Raw genomic sequence first — 19110 nt, 5'->3', positions numbered from 1 at the left:
GCATGTCCAGTCAACGCATGGTTCCGCATCTCGTCCGCATCCATCACCGCGCCCGCGTCGGCATCGCTGCGCTGCTGCTGCTCGGCTGCGCGGCGTGTACGCCGCCGCCGAACGAGCCGACGGAAAAACCGGCCGAACCGCAGGCCACGCAGTTGCGCGACGCGATGCAGAAACCGCTCGACGACGCACGCGCGGCGCAGGCCGCGGTCGATGCCGATGCGGCGCGTCAACGCAAGGCGATCGAGGACGCCGGCGGCTGAGGCGCACCGGCGCTGCGACGGCTCACCAGTCCGTCGGCCTGTAGTCCTTGAGGAACTGGCCCCAGACGTGGGTGCCGGTGTTGATGCCGTCGATGATCGGATCGACGATGCGCGCCGCACCGTCGACGATGTCGAGCGGCGGATGGAAGCGTTCCTCGACGATCTTGCGCTCGGCGATCTCCACCGGATCCTCGTCGGTCACCCAGCCGGTGTCGACGGCGTTCATGTGGATGCCGTCGCCGTGGTAATCCGCGGCCGAGGTGCGCGTCATCATGTTGAGCGCGGCCTTTGCCATGTTGGTGTGCGGATGCTTGGTGGTCTTGAAGTTGCGGTAGAACTGCCCCTCGACCGCGGACACGTTGACAATGTGCTTGTCGCGCTCGGGACTGCGCGTCATCAACGTCTTCAGACGCGCGTTGAGGATGAAGGGCGCGACCGCATTGACCAGCTGCGTTTCCAGCAGCTCGACCGCCGGCACTTCGTCCATCTGCAGGCGCCATGAGTTGCGCCCACGCAGATCGACCTGCTGCAGATCCTTGTCGACGCGGCCTTCCGGAAACAGATGCGCCTGGCCGACCAGCTCGTCGGCGAGCAGCGGCACCTGCGACAGTTCCGCCGCGCGCGCGAGCCCGGCGCGCCCCGCGCTGCTCTCGACCAGCGACTGGCTGCCGCCCGGCAGCAGATCGGCCGCGCGCAGGCCCTCGTAGCCGCCGACGAGCTTGCGCACGTGTTCGGGCAACTCGTGCAGTGCGGCGGTCTCGCCGGCCATCATGTGCGCGTAGAACGCCGGTGGGCGACGCACGGTCTGGCAGGCGTTGTTGACGATGAAGTCGAGCCGGTCGCGCGTGGCGACGAGTTCGGCGCAGAACGCTTCGACGCTGGGCGTGTGGCGCAGGTCGAGGCCGAACACTTCCAGCCGATGGCCCCACTCGCCGAAATCCGGCTCCTGCGCGTAGCGCTGCGCGGAGTCGCGCGGAAACCGCGTGGTGACGATCAGCGAACAGCCCGCGCGCAGCAGCTTCAGACCGGCCTGATACCCGATCTTGACCCGGCCGCCGGTCAGCAGCGCGACGCGCCCGGTGAGGTCGGCGGTCTCGGTGCGCTTGACGAAGTTCAGCGCCGCGCAGGTCGGGCACAGCTGGTCGTAGAAATGATGGATCTGCGTGTACTTCTGCTTGCAGACGTAGCAGTGCAGCAGCTCCGGCGATTCGGCGAACCGGGGTTCCTCCGGCGCGGCGTTGCGCGGATCGTGCTGGCCGGGCGGCTGCGGCGGGAAATAGTTCGGCGTGGTGAACACCGGTTTGCTGCGCAGCACGCGGATGCCGGTCTGGTCGAGCAGCGCCTCGGTGCGCCGCACCTTCTCGCGGTTGGCTTCGCGCAATGCTTCCTTGGCCTGCTTGCGACGCGCGCGCGGCTCCGGGTGGTGCACCAGCGCGACCGCCTGCAGCAGGCGGATGCGGTCTTCGTCGGGCAGCGCTTCGAGCACGCGGCGGTCGTCGCGGATCGCCTCGAGCAGTTCGAATGCGATACGGGCGCGCTGCGGCAGGGAGTCGTCGGCGTCGGCGGACGGAAGCGGAGCGGAGGTCGAATTCAAGAGCGTGTCCGTGGGCGTGCGCGACGTGTCGGACGCGGGGCGCCGATGTCGAGCGGGGGAAAGCATGCGGTGCATCGGCGGGTCGGCCGTCGCGGGCGTGGAGCGGTCACGACAGTGGCGCGAGGCGCCTGGTGTGTGGCCGTGCCGCCGATCGTTCGGGATCAGCGACGGCCCTATTTTCGCCGATCAGCGGGGGCTGTGCCATCGGACCGCCGCCGCGGTCCGTTTCGTCATGCCGGTGCCCGCGGCAGGCCGCGCCCCGTCAGCGGATCGGTCAGCGCTTCACCGGCTGATACACGATGAAGATCACCAGTGCCTCGTCGCCGATCTGGTCCAGCGCGTGGCGGTCGCCGTTGCGGGTCAGGATCGCGTCACCCGGCCCGACCTCGCGGACGGTGTCGTTCAGGGTCAAGCGGCCACGGCCCGACAGCACGTAGTAGATCTCGTCCTTGTCGTTGACGTGGTCGCCGATCGTCGCGCCGGGATGGAACGCGCGCTTGCGGAAGATCAGGTCGAAGCCGGTGGCGTCGGAGAAGAACGGATACGCCGTTGTCGTGCCGAGGCCCTCGTGCGGGCTTGGCTGTTCGATCGCGATATCGCGCTCCTGCACGACCACCGAGGGCGACACCGGCACTGCGGCCGGCGCAGACAAGGCGTTGCACTCGGCGGCCGTCACGGCCTTGACCGGCGCATCGGCATCGATGCCGCGCCAGCCGGCGGCGACGAGACAGGCGACGACATCGGCGCCGGCCTCGCTGAAATGCGTGCCGTCGGTCCTGCCCTGCGTGAACATGAAATAGGGCCTGGCGCCGTCTTCGCCGTGCGCGCGGATCCAGTCGCTGGACGTGGCGTTGAGATCGATCAGCGCAACGCCTTCGCGTTCCGCCAGGGCCTGCATCGCCAGCGTGTAGCGGCCATGGGTGTCGACCAGCGAACGGAAGTCGTAGAGCAGTCGCGCGACCGGGGTGATCAGGATCGGCGTGGCGCCGTGTGTGCGGGCGACCTCGACATAACGCTGCAGCAGCTGCGGGTAGGCGGTCGCGGGATCGGTATAGCGCGTGGCGTCCTCGCGCTTGGCATCGTTGTGGCCGAACTGGATCAGCAGGAAGTCGCCTGCGCCGATCTCGCCGGCGATCGCGTCGAGTCGGCCTTCGTCGATGAAGCTGCGCGTGCTGCGTCCGCCCACGGCATGGTTGCGCACATCCCAGCCGTCGGCGGTCCAGTCAGGAAATTTCTGGCCCCAGCCGGCCTGTGGCGCGCGCTCGGCGCCGTAGGTCGCCGCGGTGGAATCACCGGCGATGAAGACGCGATGCGGTGCGGGCGATGCGGCGAATGCGGTGCCCGCGACACCCGACAGCAGCAGCGACAACAGACGTTTCAGCATGCGGGCGCTCCGCGAGGAATCCGGGTTGAACCGCAGGCCGCCGCACCTGGGCGGCGGCCTGCGTCGTGCAACGGTGTCGGGCGGGGCTTACTTGCCCAGCACACCCTTGACGTAGGCGACGATGGCCTCGTCCTGGGCGTTGTCGAAGAACGCCTTCTGGAAGCGCTCGCCGCCGACGGCCTGCTTCACCAGCTCCTGGTCGATCGCCTTCAGGCCTTCGACGAAATCCTTCGACGCGCCCTTCTTGACGTCGGCGAGGATGCCGGCGTTGGTCATCTGCGATTCCTTGCGCTCGGCCGGGTAGCCCTGGCCGCGCTCGCCGTCGAACGCCTTCTCGAAGATGTAGCGGATGTTGATTTCCGCGCCCCAGCCGTAGCCCTTGGCGAACGGCAGTGCCAGCGCGTTGCCGTTGTTGACCTGCGCGAACAGGAACGCGTCGGTCGGCTCGATGCAGTAGCCGCAGTACACGCCCGGCCATGCATTGAGCGACATCAGCGCGCCCTGGCCCGTGCCGCAACCGGCGACGACGAAATCGACGGCCTTCGCGTTCAGCAGCAGCGAAGCGCAGATGCCGAGGTGGATGTAGGTCAGGCGGTGGTCGTTGTCGCCGTCCATGCCGACGTTGAAGACCGTGTGGCCCTTGTCCGCGGCGACGGTGTTGAGCTGCTCCAGCACGACCGGGTTCTTGGCGGCCTGGCTGAATTCCTGCATCAGTGCGATTTTCATTGCGTGTCTCTCTTGCGTGTTCGAAGGGGAAAGAAACGACAGGCCGGCCGATAGGACGGACCTGCCGGAAAACGTGCGTGGATCAGCGCGCGAGCCAGCCGCCGTCGACCGGAATCACCGCGCCGTTGACGTAATCGGACGCGCGGCTGGCGAGGAACACCGCCGTGCCGCCGAGATCCGAAGGCTCGCCCCAGCGCGCGGCCGGGATGCGATCGAGGATCGACTTGTTGCGGGCCTCGTCGGCGCGCAGCTGCGCGGTGTTGTCGGTCGCCATGTAGCCCGGCGCGATGGCGTTGATGTTGACGCCCTTGCCGGCCCATTCGTTGGCGAGCAGGCGGGTGATGCCGGCGATGCCCGACTTGCTGGCCGTGTACGACGGCACGCGGATGCCGCCCTGGAACGACAGCATCGACGCGATGTTGATGATCTTGCCGCTGCCCTGCGCGATGAAGTGGCGGCCGACGGCCTGCGACAGGAAGAACGCGGACTTGATGTTGACGTTCATGACGTCGTCCCAGTCCTGCTCGCTGAAATCGACCGCGTCGGCGCGGCGGATCAGGCCGGCGTTGTTGACCAGGATGTCGACGCCACCGAGGCCGTCGAGCGTTTCCTTGAGCAGACGCGCGACCGGCTCGATGCTGGTCAGGTTGGCTTCGATCGACACGAACCTGCGGCCCAGCGCCTTGACCTTGGCTTCGGTCTCGGTCGGCGGGCTGATGCCTGCAGCGGCGATGTCGGCGCCGGCTTCCGCCAGTGCCACTGCGATGCCCTGCCCCAGGCCGGTGTTGGCGCCGGTGACCAGCGCGACCTTGCCTTCGAGACTGAACGGATTCGTCATTGCGTTGCTCCCTGTTGCGATACGGGTGGTGGCCACGTGCGGCCGGTTACTTGAGCTGGCAGATGTCCAGCACGTGCATGTCGGTGTAGTCGAGGTTCTCGCCGCCCATCGCCCAGATGAAGCAGTAGTTCGACGTGCCGGCGCCCATGTGGATCGACCACGGCGGCGACACGACGGCCTCGTTGTTCCGGACCACGATGTGGCGTTGCGCGTGCGGCTCGCCCATGAAGTGGTAGACGCGGTCGGCGTCGCCGAGATCGAAGTAGAAATAGACCTCGCTGCGCCGGTCGTGCAGATGCGGTGGCATCGTGTTCCAGACACTGCCCGGCTTGAGGATCGTCAGGCCCAGCAGCAGCTGCGAGGACTGGCACGTCGCCGGCACGATGTACTGGTAGATCGTGCGTTCGTTGCTGGTTTCGAGCGACCCGCGCTCGAGCGGCACCGCGTCGGCGATCGAGATCTTCTTCGTTTCGAAACGCGCATGCGCGGGCGTCGAGGCGAAGTAGAACTTCGCCGGCGCGGACGCGTCGTCGGACGCGAACACGACCTCGGCGCTGCCCATCGGCACGTAGAGGCCATCCTTCGGCGCGAGTGCATACGCGGTGCCGTCGACGGTCACCGTACCGGCACCTGCACCGACATTGACGATGCCCAGCTCGCGACGCTCGAGGAACGGACGCCCGGCGGCGGAGGCGGGTTCGGTCTGCGCCGGCAACGACAGCGGTCCTGCGACCGGCGATGCCCCACCGATGACGAAGCGCTCGTAGTGCGTGTAGCTCAACCGGATCGCGTCGTCGACGAACAGGCCGTCGAGCAGATACAGATCGCGCAGCGCGTCGTTGTCGATGCCCTGCATCACACCGGGGTGGGTCGCGTGATAGGTCTTCTGGTACATGGCGGGCTCCGGACGGGACGGCGCACGGTCACCACGGCACGGCGCCGGGCTCTGCGCGGACAGCCATTCTATGATGTCCGGTAACCGGTGTCATTCCGCGGCGCGGCATGGGTCCGGACTTCCATCGGTTGCCGAGCGATGGCGTAGCTCGGCGCGCGCTGTTTCTTTCCTGTCATTCCGGCGAAGGCCGGAATCCAGTGGCTTTAACCAAGACCGCGGACGGCGCGCCCCACGCTGGACCGTCTCGGCCAGCCCTCGTGCGCATCCACAAGCACGCGTAACCGTTCAGTTGGTCAAAGTCGCTGGATTCCGGCCTGCGCCGGAATGAGGGCGTTCAATTCCGGGTGGCCTTTGGCTCTGAACGCACGGCCTCAGCTCAGATACCGTGCACGAGGCTGTGGGCCGAACCGAAGCAAGAGGCCCTCACCCCACCGCCTGCTTCGCAGCCGGTCCTCCCCTCTCTCGTAGAGAGCGGCACTGGCGTCTGCCGCCGTCGGCGGCAGACAGCGTCTTACTTCGGAGGCTGGCAGGAATCCCGCAGGATCAGATGCGGACGCACGCTGGCCAGTGGCCGGGGGCCGTCTTCGGGCTGGATCAGCATCGCCGCGGCGATGCGACCGGTGTCGCGGGTGTCACGGCGGACCGACGTCAACGGCGGCCACAGACGCGTCGCCAGCGGGCTGTCGTCGTAGCCGACCACCGACAGGTCGCGTGGCACATTGATGCCGTCGCGCATCGCGACGCGATAGACGCCGGCGGCCATCTCGTCGTTGCCGCAGAAGATCGCGGTCGGACGCTTCTTCGCCGACAGCAGCTTTTCCGCCGCGGCGACGCCGGATTCGAACGTGTAGCCGGCTTCGACGACACGCGACTTCGGCAGGTCGATGCCGCGCTTCTGCAGCGCCGACAGGAAGCCGCCGGTGCGTTCGATCGACGAGCGGTAATCGCGCGGGCCGGTGATCAGGGCGATGTCGCGATGGCCCAGCGACTGCAGGTAATCGGCCACTTCTGCGGCGCCGTCGTGATCGTGCGTGACCACCATGCGTTCGGGCTTGTCCATCGACACGGCGGCAATGCGCACGTAACGCACGCCGATCGAATCGAGCATCGCCGCCAGCGCCGGATCTTCCGACACGCGCGGCACCAGCATCACGCCGTGCAGTTTCTGCTGCTGCACGAAGCGGCGCACGCCGTCGACGTAGTCGGGACTGCGGCTGTCGCAGGGATGCACCACCAGCTCGAAGCCCGATCCACGCAGCGAATCCAGCGCGCCGTACTGCATGTTGACGATGAACTGCGCGGTGGGATTGTCGTAGACCATGCCGATCAGGAACGAGCGGCGGAACGCGAGTCCACGCGCCAGCGGATCGGGCGAGTAGCCGACCTCGCGCATCAGCGTCTCGACCTTCTCGCGCGTGTCCTGACGGACCAGCGGCGAGTGGTTGATGATCCGCGACACGGTCTTCTTCGACACGCCGGCGAGCCGGGCGATGTCGTTGATCGTCGCCGGGCGTTTCAGGTCGGTCGGCACCGCTGCCTTCGGGGTCTTCTTCGCTGCGGGCATCGGTCGTTCCGTCCGTCGGGTTGTCGCGCGGTTTCCATTCTAGCGGCAGATCCCGGAGCGCCGCGTCGACGACGCTCCGGTGCAGCGAAGCCCGCTCAGTCGAGCGCGCGGTACTGGAAGTTCCGGAAATGCACCTTGCCGTCGCCGGCGGCGTAGATCGCCGGCTTCACCGCGAGGAAGCGGCCGGCCACGTTGTGGTGATACCCCGAGATCTCCATCTGCACCGGGTACTTGGTCCAGCTTTCGCCGTCGGTGCTGGTGTGGATGGTGACGATGTGCCGGTCGTTCCTGACCCGCATCCACAGCTTTCCGCCAGTTGCGCTGGGCGCGATCTGGCTGGGCCGCTCTTCGCCGTAGCGATGCATGATGAAGCGCTCGCCGTTGCTGCCGACGCCGACGTAGAGCTTGTCGCTGTAGAACAGCAGCGCTCCGCCCTGCGCGCCGGGCTCGATCTCCATCTCCACCTGGAATTCGTAGGACTTGTCGCCGGCGATCACCGTCAGCGGCGAGCTGTCGCGCGGTTGCGTACCCTTGCCCTGCAGAGACAAGGTGCCGTCCCCGAAGCCCAGGCGCGCGTACTCGGTCTGCGTCGGGTTGTAGAAAGACCACTGCGCGCCCAGGGTGCTGCCGCTGAAATCGTCCGACAGCGGCATGCCGTGCTGGCCGACCGACTCGCCGGCCGGCTTGGCCAGCGGCTGGCCGAGATCGCCCCCCCTGGCGACGAACCAGCCGTCGTCGGTCCACTCGATCGGCTCGAGCAGCGCCTGGCGGCCGAGCGTCCAGTACCCGTTCTCGTAGCCGTGATAGATCATCCACCAGCGGTCGTCGGTGCCTTCGACGATGGTCGCGTGGCCCCGCGACCACCACGGCTCGCTGCGATCCACGGTGCGCACGATCGGGTTGTGCGGCGAGTTCTCCCACGGACCGTGGATCGAACGCGCGCGAGCGGTGATCACCATGTGGCCGGTCGGCGGGCCGGCCGTACCGCCGACGGCGGTCGTCATGTAGTACCAGCCGTCGCGGAAGTTGATCTTCGGGCCTTCCTGCGCGTAAGCCTCGACATCCCACTCTTCCGGGTACTGCCAGCCGTCGTAGACGTGCTTGGGCTCGCCGACGACGCGCAGGCCGTCATCGGACAGCTGCACGTACGCGCCGCCACTGAGGAACAGATAGCGCTTGCCGTCCTCGCCGACCGCGTGGCCGGGATCGATGTAACGGCCGAGGCCGATGTCGACCGGCTCGCTCCACGGCCCCTTGATGTCGTCGGCCCAGACCACGTAATTGCTGCGCTCGCTGCCTTCGGTGCCGCCGGTGCGGGCGGGGAAATAGATGTAGTAGCGCTCGCCGTGCTTGATGATGTCCGGCGCCCAGATCGAGCCGACGTTCTTCGTGATCGCATGCCCCAGCGGCTGCCAGTTCACCAGATCGCGCGAATGCCACAGCGGCAGGCCGGGATAGGCATCGAACGAGGACAGCGTGAGGTAGTAGTCGTCGCCGTCCTTGAGCACCGACGGATCGGGGCGATCGCCCGCGAACACCGGATTGAGGAAGGTGCCGTCACCGAGATCGGCCTGGCGCTGGTTTTCGATGCCGCGGGCCCAGGGAGACGATTCCGACCCGCCACTGGCGGGTGACGCAGCGAATGCAGCCGTGGCGAACGACAGGCCGGCCACACAGCAGGCAGCGAGAACGGGGGCACGCAACATCGATCGCGACATCAGCAACTCCAGACGGAAACGGCAGGTGCATCCAGCCGGATGACACCGATAGTCAACCGACCCTAGCAGACGCACTCCGATCCATCATTTTGCGTCGCAGCAAGGCTTTTACGGACCGCGCCGCTACAGTCGCAACGATCCGAGCCGCCGTGGTCCGCGCCAGAATGACACCGATAGCCAGCCAGTCCCGCGTGCGTCAGCAGGTGCCATCGTGACGCTCGTCGCCGGCATCGATGCCGGCACGCAGAGCGTCAAACTGCTGGTCTACGACACCGGCCGCCGCCACGTAGTCGCCGCCGCCAGCGCGGCATTGGCGTTGATCGAACGCGACGATGGCACCCGCGAACAGCAGGCCGACTGGTGGACGACAGCTATCGCCGACTGCTTCGCGCAGATCGCGCCCGACATCCGCCAGCGCATCCGCGCGCTCGGCGTGTCCGGGCAGCAGCACGGCTTCGTGCCGGTGGATGCGGCGGGCGCGGTCGTCGCGCCGGTCAAGCTGTGGTGCGACACCAGCACGCAGGCCGAATGCGACGCGATCATGACGGCGATCGGCGGCGAGGCCGCCTGCATCGCCGCGGCCGGCAACCCGATCCTCGCCGGCTACACCGCCTCGAAGCTCGCGTGGACGCGCACGCACCGGCCCGATGCCTGGCGCGCGATGCGGACCGTGCTGTTGCCGCACGACTATCTCAACTTCTGGCTGACCGGCGAGCGTTTCATGGAAGCCGGCGATGCCTCGGGCACCGGCTGGCTGGACGTGCGCACGCGGCGCTGGTCGCCCGAGCTGCTCGCGGCGATCGATCCCGACCGTGATCTGACGCTGTGCCTGCCGCCGCTGCTCGATGCGGACGCCAGCGTGCCGATCCACGCGGCGACGGCCGAGTCGCTGGGCCTGTCGCCGGACGTGCGCGTGTCGGTCGGCGGCGGCGACAACATGATGGCGGCGATCGGCACCGGTAATGTCGTGCCCGGACGTCTGACGATGAGTCTCGGCACCTCGGGCACGCTGTTCGCGCATGCCGCGCAGCCGGTGGTCGACGATGCTGCGCGCTGGGCCGCGTTCTGCGCCTCGGCCGATGGCTGGCTGCCGCTGATCTGCACGATGAACTGCACCGTCGCCACCGAGACCATCGGCCGGCTGCTGGGCGTGTCCACGGCGGCGCGCGAAGCGCTGCTGGCCGACACGTCGCCCGGCGCCGACGGCCTGCTGCTGTTGCCGTTCTTCAACGGCGAGCGCACGCCGAACCTGCCGGCCGGCCGCGGCTGCCTGCATGGCATGACGCCATCGAACATGACGCCCGCGCATCTGGTGCGCGCAGCAGTGGAAGGCGCGACCTGCAGCCTGCGCAGCGGCTTTGATGCATTCCTCGATGCGGGCCTGCGTTTCGACACCCTGCTGCTCACCGGCGGCGGCAGCCGCAGCGCGGCCTGGCGGCAGATGGCCGCCGACATGCTCGACCTGCCGGTCTCGGTGCCCACACAACCCGAAGGTGCCGCGTTCGGCGCCGCGCTGCAGGCGCTGTGGGCATTGCAGCGCCATGCGGGCGACCGGGCTCCGCTGGTCGACCTCGTCGATGCACACGTGCAGCTCGACGAGTCGGCCGCCGCGCAGCCCGATGCCGCCAGCGTCGACGCCTACCGCACGCAGTACCGCGCCTTCGAGCGCCATCTCGACGCGATCGCCCCGCTCTACCGCGCCTGATCGCCCGCCCCCACGACCGACCACGGAACCCCGACATGTCCACCCAGGTTTTCACCGGCGACACCACGTTCTTCCCCGGCATCGAGCGCATCGCGTTCGAAGGCCCGGACTCCGACAATCCGCTGGCGTTCAAGGTCTACGACGCGAACAGGACGATCGGCGACCGCACGATGGCCGAGCACCTGCGGTTCGCCGCCTGCTACTGGCACAGCTTCTGCGGCAACGGCGCCGATCCTTTCGGCCCCGGCTCGCGCGCGTATCCGTGGGACGCCGGCACCGGTACGGCGCTGCACAAGGCCGAAGCGCGCCTCGATGCGGCGTTCGAATTCTTCACCAAGCTCGGCGTGCCGTACTGGTGCTTCCACGATGTCGATTTGTCGCCGGATGCCGACGACATCGGCGCCTACGAACAGAATCTCCAGCACATGGTCGCGCTGGCCAAGCAGCGCCAGCAGGCCACCGGCATGCAGCTGCTGTGGGGCACGGCGAACCTGTTCTCGCATCCGCGCTACATGAACGGTGCATCGACCAACCCGGACTTCGCCGTCGTCGCGCGCGCCGCGGTGCAGGTCAAGGCGGCGCTGGATGCGACGGTGGAGCTCGGCGGCGCAAACTACGTGTTCTGGGGCGGCCGCGAAGGCTACGCCAGCCTGCACAACACGCAGATGAAGCGCGAGCAGGATCACATGGCGCGCTTCCTGACCGCAGCGCGCGATTACGGGCGTAGCATCGGCTTCAAGGGGACCTTCCTCATCGAGCCCAAGCCGATGGAACCGATGAAGCACCAGTACGATTTCGACAGCGCGACCTGCGTCGGCTTCCTGCGTGCGCACGGCCTGGACCAGGACTTCAAGCTCAACATCGAGGCCAACCACGCCACGTTGTCGGGCCACAGTTTCGAACACGATCTGCAGGTCGCCAGCGACGCCGGCGTGCTCGGCAGCATCGACGCCAACCGCGGCAATCCGCAGAACGGCTGGGACACCGACCAGTTCCCGAGCGATCTTTACGACACCGTCGGCGCGATGCTGGTCGTGCTGCGCCAGGGCGGCCTCGCGCCGGGCGGTCTGAACTTCGACGCGAAGGTGCGCCGCGAATCCACCGACGCAGAAGATCTGTTCGCCGCGCACATCGGCGGCATGGACGCGTTCGCGCGCGGCCTCGAGGTCGCGCACGCCCTGCTCGAAACCTCGCCAATGGAAGACTGGCGCCGCGCGCGCTACGCGAGCTTCGACGACGGCGACGGCCAGGCCTTCGCACGCGGTGAGCGCTCGCTGACCGATCTGCACGCGATCGCGTGCAGAAGCGGCGAGCCGCAGCAGCGCAGCGGCCGCCAGGAACTCTACGAAAACCTGATCAACCAGTACCTGCGTCGCTGATCGCGACGGTCCACTTCCCGGAGAAGACGCGGCATGAGCACATCTCACGCGGGCGAGAACACGCGCCTGATCATCCTGATCAGTTGCGTCGCCACGATCGGCGGCTTCCTGTTCGGTTTCGACAGCGGCGTCATCAACGGCACCCAGGACGGGCTGCACGCCGCGTTCCAGTCCGGCGAGTGGATGCACGGCTTCGAGATCGCATCGATGCTGATCGGGTGCGCAATCGGCGCGTTCTTCGCCGGGCGCCTGGCCGATCGCTGGGGCCGGCGCAGCGTCCTGCTGATCGCCGCGGTGCTGTTCCTGCTGTCCTCGCTGGGTTCGGGCGCGGCCACGGGCTCGGTGATGTTCATCATCGCGCGCGTGCTCGGCGGCTTCGCCGTCGGCGCGGCCAGCGTGATGTCGCCGGCCTACATCGCCGAAGTCGCGCCGGCCCGCTATCGCGGCCGGCTGGCCACGGTGCAGCAGATCGCGATCATCTCCGGCCTGTTCGCGGCCTTTCTCAGCAACTATCTGCTCGCGCGTGCGGCGGGCGCGTCGACCGAGGCGCTTTGGATGGGCATGCCCGCCTGGCGCTGGATGTTCTGGATGATGGCGATTCCGTCGGTCGCGTTTCTCGTGCTGCTGCTGGTGATCCCCGAAAGCCCGCGCTACCTGGTGGTCAAGCGCCGCCGCGATGAAGCGCTGGCGGTTCTGACGCGTCTGTTCGGCACGTCGCAGGCGCAGCGCACGCTGGGCGAGATCGAAGGCTCGCTGGCCGCCGAGCAGCACCGTCCGCGGCTCTCGGATCTGGTCAGCCGCACGACCGGCAAGCTGCGTCCGATCGTGTGGGTGGCGATCGGCCTGGCGACGTTCCAGCAGCTGGTCGGCATCAACGTGGTGTTCTATTACGGCGCCGTGCTGTGGCAGGCGGTGGGTTTCTCCGAGAACGACGCACTGCTGATCAACGTGCTGTCCGGCGCGCTGAGTATCGGCGCCTGCATCGTCGCGCTGCTGCTGATCGACCGCATCGGGCGCAAGCCGCTGCTGTGGGTGGGCTCGGTCGGCATGGCCGTGTCGCTGGCGCTGGTGACCTGGGCCTTCGCCACCGGCTCGCTGGTCGATGGCCAGCTGCGTCTGCCCGGCCACATGGGCACGGTGGCACTGGTGGCGGCGAACGTCTACGTGGTGTTCTTCAACATGTCCTGGGGCCCGGTGATGTGGGTCATGCTCGGCGAGATGTTCCCCAACCAGATCCGCGGCTCGGGCCTCGCGGTCGCCGGCGCCGCCCAGTGGACGTCGAACTTCGCGATCACGATGACGTTCCCGGTGCTGCTGGCCGGCATCGGCCTGGCCGGCACCTACGCCATCTACATGGTCGCCGCGATCGTCTCGGTGTTCTTCGTGCTGCGCTATGTGCACGAGACCAAGGGCCGCGCGCTCGAACAGATGGAGGGCTGATGCGCCTGGGGCTGGCCGCGAACCGGCTGCACCACGCGCGCCCGGATGCCGCGCTGTTCCGTTGGCTCAACGCCAGCGGCGCCGGCATCCGCGCACTCGACATCGGCCTGCACGCCGTGGGCCGCACCTTCGACGCGATCGTCGAACGCGATGCACTCGCTGGTCACGCCGGCCTGCGGCGCTATCCCTACGGCCGCGACGGCGGCCTGATGACCCTGGTCGCGGAAATCGTCGGTCTAGGCCCGGAGCGCACGCTCGACGGCGTGGTGTATCTGATCGATCCGGTCGATCCGTCATCGATCTTTCCCGAAGCGGTGGCACTGAAACGCCAGTGCGTGATCCAGGGCAAGCCGTTCCTGTCGACCGTGGCCTCGGCGCGCGATTTCATCGAGAGCGAGCGCCTGCATGCCGGGCTCGCCGCCGATCCCGGCGCCGACGATCTGCACGCTTTCGAACACCAGACCGTCGCCCTGATCGCCCACGACGCGATGAAGCCACGGATGCTGGAGTTCGCTGCACACCATTTCGACCTGCTGTCCCGCTTCGCCGGCCGCGTCGCGACCGGCACCACGGGGCAGTTGCTCAACGATCTCGCCTGGCAACGTGGTTGGCCCGTCGACCAGCCGTGGACGCAGCGCTTCCAGAGCGGCCCGCTCGGCGGCGATGCCCAGATCGCCGATCTGGTGTTGTCCGGCCGCTGCCAGCGCGCCGTGTTCTTCGAGGATCCGCACGTCGCGCGTCAGCACGAGGCGGATATCCAGTTGCTGGAACGGGCAGTGACGACGGTGACGGATACGGTGGCGTGTCTGACGTCACCGGCGGTGGCGGACCGGTGGGCGCGGGCGGCACAGAGGCGGATGCGGTAGGGATTGAGTGAGGGTTCGCTCTCTATGCTTTTCCCTTGCCTAGTTATCTCTCAACTGGTCGCGACTTCTAGTTAGAAGCCTTTTCGCTCGCTCCGCTCGGGTCAGTTTTCTCCGGCAGTTTGAGTGGGTCTTCTTTGCGCTTTGCTTTGCCTTTGGGTTTGATTCGTCCTTCGTTTTGACTTGGCTATGGCTTCACCGCCGTCATTCCCGCGAAAGCGGAAATCCATTTCGATATTGCTTTGGCTTTGCCCGCCCTTGGCTTTGGCTTTGGCCTCCGCCTTTGACTTTAATCGAGCCGTAAAGCGAGCCGAGCATCGCAGGGCGACGGGGCCGAAGAGCAGCCCATGTCTGAGCGCAGCGAGTTTGGGCTGCGTGCCCCGTCGTCCGAGAAGCGCAGGGAACCGCCGCGGCTGTATCGCGGCGGATCGCGTCCGGCGAAGGGACTTTTTGGTTCCTTTTGGGTCCATCCAAAAGGGACTCGCACGCGCAGCGGGCGAAAGCCCTGCACTTGCTCGGGCTTCTTTGCTCGTCGCTTTGCGACTTTGATTCTTCGGCTTGAGGGAGACGAATGAACGCCGAGAGAGAAGATCAAAGACAGGGCTTCCGCGCTGTCGCGCGGCTTACTTTTGTCTTGGCAAAAGTAAGCAAAACCGTCTTCGCCGGACGCGAGCCGACCCGGCTACGCCGTGCCGGTCCCCTACGCTTCTCGGGCAACGCGACACATTGGGACCTTCACGGTTCCGCAGCCCGAACTCGCTGCGCTCAGACATGGGCTGCTCTTCGGCCCCGTCGCCCTGCGATGCTCGGCTCGCTTTACGACTCGATTGAAGTCAAAAGCACAGAGCCAGAGCACAAGCCGAAACCAAAGCCCAATCACCATCAAAATGGATTCCCGCTTTCGCGGGAATGACGGTGGTCGAGCGAAGGCGAGCATCGGCGAAAAACGGTGGCAAAGGCGGCAAAAGCGAACAGAAACTAGCTGGAATCTGATCCATCAAAAGAAACGGCCCCGCATGCGGGGCCGTCTCGTCAATCCATCGTCACCCGCCAATCAGGCGCGCAACACCCCCGGCAACCACAACGACAGCTCCGGAAACAGCGCCACGATCAGCAAGACCCCCAGACCCGCGAGCCAGAACGGCCAGATCGTGCGCATACTCTCGCCGACGGTGATCTTGCCGATGGCCGTGCCGATGAACAGCACCGAGCCCACTGGCGGCGTCACAAGACCGAGGCCGCCGGTCAGCACGAGCACGAGGCCGAAGTGGATCGGGTCGATGCCGTAGGCGCGGGCGACGGGCAGGAAGATCGGGGTGCAGATCAGGATCAGCGGGGCCAGATCCATGAAGGTGCCGAGCAGCAGCAGGATCACGACGATCATCAGCAACACCGCGAGCTTGCTGTGCGCGAACGACTGCAGGAAGTCGACCGCGGCAGCCGGCACCTGCAGGTAGGCCAGCAACCAGCCGAACACCGAGGCCGTCGCGATCACGAACAGGATCACGCCCGTGCTGCGCGCGGCATGGACGATCGTGTCCTTGAACTCGCGCAGCTTGAGCTGGCGGTACAGCACGATCGTCACCAGCAGCGCATAGACCACGGCGATCGCAGCGCTCTCGACCGCGGTGAAGATGCCGGCGCGGATACCGATGAAGATCAGTGCGACCAGACCCAGACCCGGCAGTGCCGACACCAGACGCAGCAGCACCGCGCGCCAGCCCGGGAAGATCTCCACGCCGTAGCCGCGATGCCGGGCCACGAAGTAGCCGGTCACCATCAGCGCGGCGGTCATCAGCAGTGCGGGCATGATGCCGGCCGCGAAGAGGTCGGCGATCGACAGACCGCCACCGGCCGCCGCGGTGTAGAGAATCAGGTTGTGCGACGGCGGCACCAGCAGCGCGACCAGCGCCGCGGTGATGCTGACGTTGACGGCGAAGTCGCGGTCGTAACCACGCTTGACCATCTGCGGAATCATCGTGCCGCCGACCGCGGAGACGTCGGCGATCGCCGAGCCCGACACGCCGCCGAAGAACAGCGACGACAGGATCGACACCTGACCGAGGCCGCCGCGCATGCGGCCGACCAGCGACGAGGCCAGTGCGATCAGACGCTCGGAAATGCCACCGCGCATCATGATCTCGCCGGCGAAGATGAAGAGCGGAATCGCGATCAGCGAGGCGCTGCCGATGCCGGCTGACACCTGCTGCACGAGCACGATCGTCGGCAGGTCGAGATACAGCAGCGTCGCCAGCGCCGCGGCGGCGAGTGCGAACGCCACCGGTACGCCGAGAATCAGCAGCAGTGCGAAGACGATGAAGAGAAGCGCGATCGCCATGTCAGAGGCCCTCCCCGGCCGGCGCGGCGCGCAGCACGCCCACGAATTGATTGAGTGCGAACACCACCATCAGCGCGCCGCCTACCGACAGCGGCAGATAGTTGATGCTCTGTGGCAACGAGGCGCCTGCGGCCTTGATGTGCAGCCCGTCGAACAGCAGCACCGCGCCCCAGTAGGCGATGACGATGCCGATCGCGATGATGACCAGCGGAATCAGGAGATCCACCAGCTTGCGGATCGCAGGACGCATGTGGTCCTGCAGCAGGAAGAACCCGAAATGGCGCCTGGTGTGGACGCCGGCCGCCGCGCCCAGGCTCATCGCTACGCTCAGCAGCAGCAGGGTCACCGGCTCGGTCCAGCTCGGCGAATCGTTGATCACATAGCGCGCGAACACCTGCCAGCCCTGCACGATCACCAACCCGAACAGGGCGGTAGCGGCAATGGCGATGACGGCATCGGCCAGGCGATCGAGCGCGCTCTTGGGCGCATCATCGGGCGCGAGGGTCGTGTCTTCGGACATCGTGGATTCCCGTGTCGGAGTCTGTCGGATCAGGCGAGGTCGCGGATGCGACGGTAGAGGGCCTGCAGTTCCGGCTGCTGCAGGTAGCGGTCGCGGATCGGCTGCGCCGCCGTGCGGAAGGCATCCATGTCGACATCGTTGAACTCGATGCCGTAGTCGGCGACCTGCTGGCGCGCGGCGCCTTCGGATTCGTCCCACATCTTGCGCATCACCGGCACCGACGCGCGCGCGGTGTCGATCAGCAGATCGCGATCGCCCGGACGCAGTGCATCCAGCGAGCTGCGTGAGATCAGCAGGATGTCGGGCGCGTACGAATGCTCGCTCTGCGACCAGTAGTGCGCGGCCTCGAAATGACGGCTGGAGTGGAAGCTGCGCATGTTGTTCTCGGCGCCGTCGATCATGTGCGTCTCCATGCCGGAGAACGTGTCGCCCAGCGACATCGGCGTCGGGTTCGCGCCGAGCAGGCGGACCAGGTCGATGAACATGTCAGATGAAGCGACGCGCAGCTTCAGGCCGTGCAGGTCCCGGGGCGTCACGATCGGGTGGCGCGTGTTGTAGAAGCAGCGCGCGCCGCTGTCGTAGACCGCCAGGCCGACGAGATCGCGCGTGCCGAAGCCGTCGAGCACGGTCTGCGCGACGCCGCCGTCGAGTGCGTGGCGCATGTGCGCGACGGAGTCGAATGCGTACGGCAGGCACAGCGCAGTGGTCAGCGGGAACGCGTTGTTGAGGGCGCCCGCGTAGACGCGCGTCATGTCGATCGCGCCGAAGCGCGCCATGTCGATCGCCTCCGACTCGCGACCCAGCTGGCCCGAGTGGTACTGGCGCAGACGCACGCGGCCGCCGGTTTCGCGGTCCATCGTTTCGCCGATCCACTTGACCGCGTTGACGGTGGGATAATTGGCCACGTGGACATCGGTGGCGGTCAGCACCGTGTGCGCCTCGTCGGCGCGCAACACGGACGGGAGCAGCGGCACGGCGCAGGCCGCGCCGAGTCCGGCGAGGAAGGCGCGCCGTGTCGTCATGCCGCGTCCTCCTCCGTCTGCGGAACCGCGGCGCGTGCCGTCAGCGCCAGTTCGCCATGACCGGCGAACACCACGCGGGCACGCTGGCCCGGCAGGATGTCGTGGATACCGGTGGCATTGCCGGTCGCGATCAGCTCGCCGCGCTTGAGCGGACGGCCGCGACGCGCCGAACGCGAGAGCGCGAAGGCGAATGCCGCGCGCAGGCCGCCGGGCAGCGTGGTCGCGCCGCCGGTGCCGACGCGCGTGTCGTCGATCCAGCTCTCGGCGGTCAGTGTGGCTTCGTCGCGCGTCGTCCAGTCCGGAATCTCGCTGCCGACGACCAGGCCGTTGTTGTTGCCGAAGTCCGACACCACCACGCGCGGGCCAAGCTGGTTGATCGTGGCCAGCGGGCTGCTGGCGACTTCCAGACCGATGAACAGCGTCGCCGGCAGGGCGGCCGCTTCGTCCGGGGTCCAGTCGATCTTGTCCACCGGTGCGTCAGCGTCGAGACGCAGCACGAATTCGGCCTCGATCGCGCCGAAGCCGCCGGCGAAGACATGGAACTCGCTGGCCTCGCCCGCCTGCTGCAGACGGTTGCGGAAGACCGGTCCGAGCAGACGCTCGTCGCCGGAAGCATCGCGCTTTTCCGGGGCGATGTAGCCGACCTTCCAGCCCACCAGGGTTTCGGGCCACTGCGCGATCGCAGCGTCCTGCACCGCATATGCGGCGACGAGATCGTCGGGAATGTCGCCGGGGAAACCGGGCAGCGACTGCCCGTTCCGGCGTGCGTCGAGGAAGGCGTCCACGATGCCGCGGGTGGCGTCGCTCGGCGCCGCGTTCGACGTCGATGGATGCGCGGAGGCGTTGTTCAAGCGGGTTGCTCCT

At 67.4% G+C, this 19110-nt stretch carries 16 protein-coding genes; 5 read left to right on the top strand and 11 right to left on the bottom strand.

The genetic code is table 11. The annotated features are described in order from the left end of the window. The first annotated feature begins 2 nt into the window (after positions 1 to 2). Positions 3 to 260, top strand: coding sequence for a hypothetical protein (locus V3391_RS10250; protein ID WP_332078308.1), 258 nt, complete (start codon positions 3 to 5; stop codon positions 258 to 260). A 22-nt stretch (positions 261 to 282) separates the two neighbouring features. Here V3391_RS10250 and V3391_RS10245 read toward each other — a convergent pair whose 3' ends face one another. From V3391_RS10245 to V3391_RS10215, 7 genes are all read right to left on the bottom strand, one after another. Beyond that, positions 283 to 1854 (bottom strand): SDR family oxidoreductase, encoded by a 1572-nt coding sequence (locus V3391_RS10245; RefSeq protein WP_332078307.1) that lies wholly within the window; start codon positions 1852 to 1854, stop codon positions 283 to 285. 274 nt (positions 1855 to 2128) lie between these two features. Further along, complete coding sequence (locus V3391_RS10240) at positions 2129 to 3238, bottom strand: GDSL-type esterase/lipase family protein (protein WP_332078306.1); 1110 nt, start codon at positions 3236 to 3238, stop codon at positions 2129 to 2131. A gap of 87 nt (positions 3239 to 3325) precedes the next feature. Further along, complete coding sequence (locus V3391_RS10235) at positions 3326 to 3964, bottom strand: RpiB/LacA/LacB family sugar-phosphate isomerase (protein ID WP_332078305.1); 639 nt, start codon at positions 3962 to 3964, stop codon at positions 3326 to 3328. A gap of 82 nt (positions 3965 to 4046) precedes the next feature. After that, complete coding sequence (gene kduD, locus V3391_RS10230) at positions 4047 to 4802, bottom strand: 2-dehydro-3-deoxy-D-gluconate 5-dehydrogenase KduD (RefSeq protein ID WP_101925695.1); 756 nt, start codon at positions 4800 to 4802, stop codon at positions 4047 to 4049. Between the two features lie 46 nt (positions 4803 to 4848). Then, on the bottom strand, positions 4849 to 5697 hold the full coding sequence (gene kduI / locus V3391_RS10225) for a 5-dehydro-4-deoxy-D-glucuronate isomerase (RefSeq protein ID WP_332078304.1): 849 nt from the start codon (positions 5695 to 5697) through the stop codon (positions 4849 to 4851). A gap of 511 nt (positions 5698 to 6208) precedes the next feature. Next, entirely contained in the window at positions 6209 to 7261 is a 1053-nt protein-coding gene (locus V3391_RS10220; RefSeq protein ID WP_332078303.1) for a LacI family DNA-binding transcriptional regulator, read from the bottom strand. 95 nt (positions 7262 to 7356) lie between these two features. Continuing rightward, positions 7357 to 8967, bottom strand: coding sequence for a family 43 glycosylhydrolase (locus tag V3391_RS10215; RefSeq protein WP_425497250.1), 1611 nt, complete (start codon positions 8965 to 8967; stop codon positions 7357 to 7359). A 223-nt stretch (positions 8968 to 9190) separates the two neighbouring features. On the opposite strand from V3391_RS10215, the gene xylB reads away from it, so the two are divergent. The 4 genes from xylB to V3391_RS10195 are packed head-to-tail and all read left to right on the top strand — an operon-like array spanning position 9191 to position 14369. Continuing rightward, the gene (gene xylB, locus V3391_RS10210; protein WP_332078301.1) at positions 9191 to 10684 is read left to right on the top strand and encodes a xylulokinase; all 1494 of its coding nucleotides are present in this window, start codon (positions 9191 to 9193) and stop codon (positions 10682 to 10684) included. 35 nt (positions 10685 to 10719) lie between these two features. Continuing rightward, entirely contained in the window at positions 10720 to 12063 is a 1344-nt protein-coding gene (xylA, locus tag V3391_RS10205; protein ID WP_332078300.1) for a xylose isomerase, read from the top strand. Positions 12064 to 12096: 33 nt separating this feature from the next. After that, complete coding sequence (locus V3391_RS10200) at positions 12097 to 13503, top strand: sugar porter family MFS transporter (protein WP_332078299.1); 1407 nt, start codon at positions 12097 to 12099, stop codon at positions 13501 to 13503. Continuing rightward, on the top strand, positions 13503 to 14369 hold the full coding sequence (locus tag V3391_RS10195; protein ID WP_332078298.1) for a methylglyoxal synthase: 867 nt from the start codon (positions 13503 to 13505) through the stop codon (positions 14367 to 14369). Before V3391_RS10200 ends, V3391_RS10195 begins: the two co-directional genes overlap by 1 nt. Positions 14370 to 15420: 1051 nt before the next feature. Here V3391_RS10195 and V3391_RS10190 read toward each other — a convergent pair. The 4 genes from V3391_RS10190 to V3391_RS10175 are packed head-to-tail and all read right to left on the bottom strand — an operon-like array spanning position 15421 to position 19097. Continuing rightward, the gene (locus V3391_RS10190) at positions 15421 to 16704 is read right to left on the bottom strand and encodes a TRAP transporter large permease (protein ID WP_332078297.1); all 1284 of its coding nucleotides are present in this window, start codon (positions 16702 to 16704) and stop codon (positions 15421 to 15423) included. A 1-nt stretch (position 16705) separates the two neighbouring features. Beyond that, a complete protein-coding gene (locus tag V3391_RS10185; protein ID WP_332078296.1) occupies positions 16706 to 17224 on the bottom strand; it encodes a TRAP transporter small permease in 519 nt (172 codons plus the stop codon). Between the two features lie 29 nt (positions 17225 to 17253). Beyond that, a complete protein-coding gene (locus V3391_RS10180) occupies positions 17254 to 18246 on the bottom strand; it encodes a TRAP transporter substrate-binding protein (protein ID WP_332078295.1) in 993 nt (330 codons plus the stop codon). Continuing rightward, positions 18243 to 19097 (bottom strand): 2-keto-4-pentenoate hydratase, encoded by an 855-nt coding sequence (locus V3391_RS10175; protein WP_425497236.1) that lies wholly within the window; start codon positions 19095 to 19097, stop codon positions 18243 to 18245. The genes V3391_RS10180 and V3391_RS10175 overlap by 4 nt, the downstream gene beginning before the upstream one ends. Between the last annotated feature and the right edge of the window lie 13 nt (positions 19098 to 19110).

It is taken from the genome of Luteimonas flava (assembly GCF_036584485.1).
Taxonomy (GTDB): Bacteria; Pseudomonadota; Gammaproteobacteria; order Xanthomonadales; family Xanthomonadaceae; genus Luteimonas; species Luteimonas flava.
Note: the sequence above shows the minus strand (reverse complement) of the source record. Positions and strands in the feature narration are given on the sequence as shown.

Bases quoted from the DNA above. Each gene is read 5' to 3' on its own strand.
- V3391_RS10185 (WP_332078296.1), bottom strand. From the start codon at position 17,224: ATGTCCGAAGACACGACCCTCGCGCCCGATGATGCGCCCAAGAGCGCG.
- V3391_RS10250 (WP_332078308.1), top strand. From the start codon at position 3: ATGTCCAGTCAACGCATGGTTCCGCATCTCGTCCGCATCCATCACCGC.
- V3391_RS10235 (WP_332078305.1), bottom strand. From the start codon at position 3,964: ATGAAAATCGCACTGATGCAGGAATTCAGCCAGGCCGCCAAGAACCCG.
- kduD (WP_101925695.1), bottom strand. From the start codon at position 4,802: ATGACGAATCCGTTCAGTCTCGAAGGCAAGGTCGCGCTGGTCACCGGC.
- xylA (WP_332078300.1), top strand. From the start codon at position 10,720: ATGTCCACCCAGGTTTTCACCGGCGACACCACGTTCTTCCCCGGCATC.
- V3391_RS10200 (WP_332078299.1), top strand. From the start codon at position 12,097: ATGAGCACATCTCACGCGGGCGAGAACACGCGCCTGATCATCCTGATC.
- V3391_RS10220 (WP_332078303.1), bottom strand. From the start codon at position 7,261: ATGCCCGCAGCGAAGAAGACCCCGAAGGCAGCGGTGCCGACCGACCTG.
- V3391_RS10180 (WP_332078295.1), bottom strand. From the start codon at position 18,246: ATGACGACACGGCGCGCCTTCCTCGCCGGACTCGGCGCGGCCTGCGCC.
- V3391_RS10215 (WP_425497250.1), bottom strand. From the start codon at position 8,967: ATGTTGCGTGCCCCCGTTCTCGCTGCCTGCTGTGTGGCCGGCCTGTCG.
- V3391_RS10190 (WP_332078297.1), bottom strand. From the start codon at position 16,704: ATGGCGATCGCGCTTCTCTTCATCGTCTTCGCACTGCTGCTGATTCTC.
- kduI (WP_332078304.1), bottom strand. From the start codon at position 5,697: ATGTACCAGAAGACCTATCACGCGACCCACCCCGGTGTGATGCAGGGC.
- V3391_RS10240 (WP_332078306.1), bottom strand. From the start codon at position 3,238: ATGCTGAAACGTCTGTTGTCGCTGCTGCTGTCGGGTGTCGCGGGCACC.
- V3391_RS10195 (WP_332078298.1), top strand. From the start codon at position 13,503: ATGCGCCTGGGGCTGGCCGCGAACCGGCTGCACCACGCGCGCCCGGAT.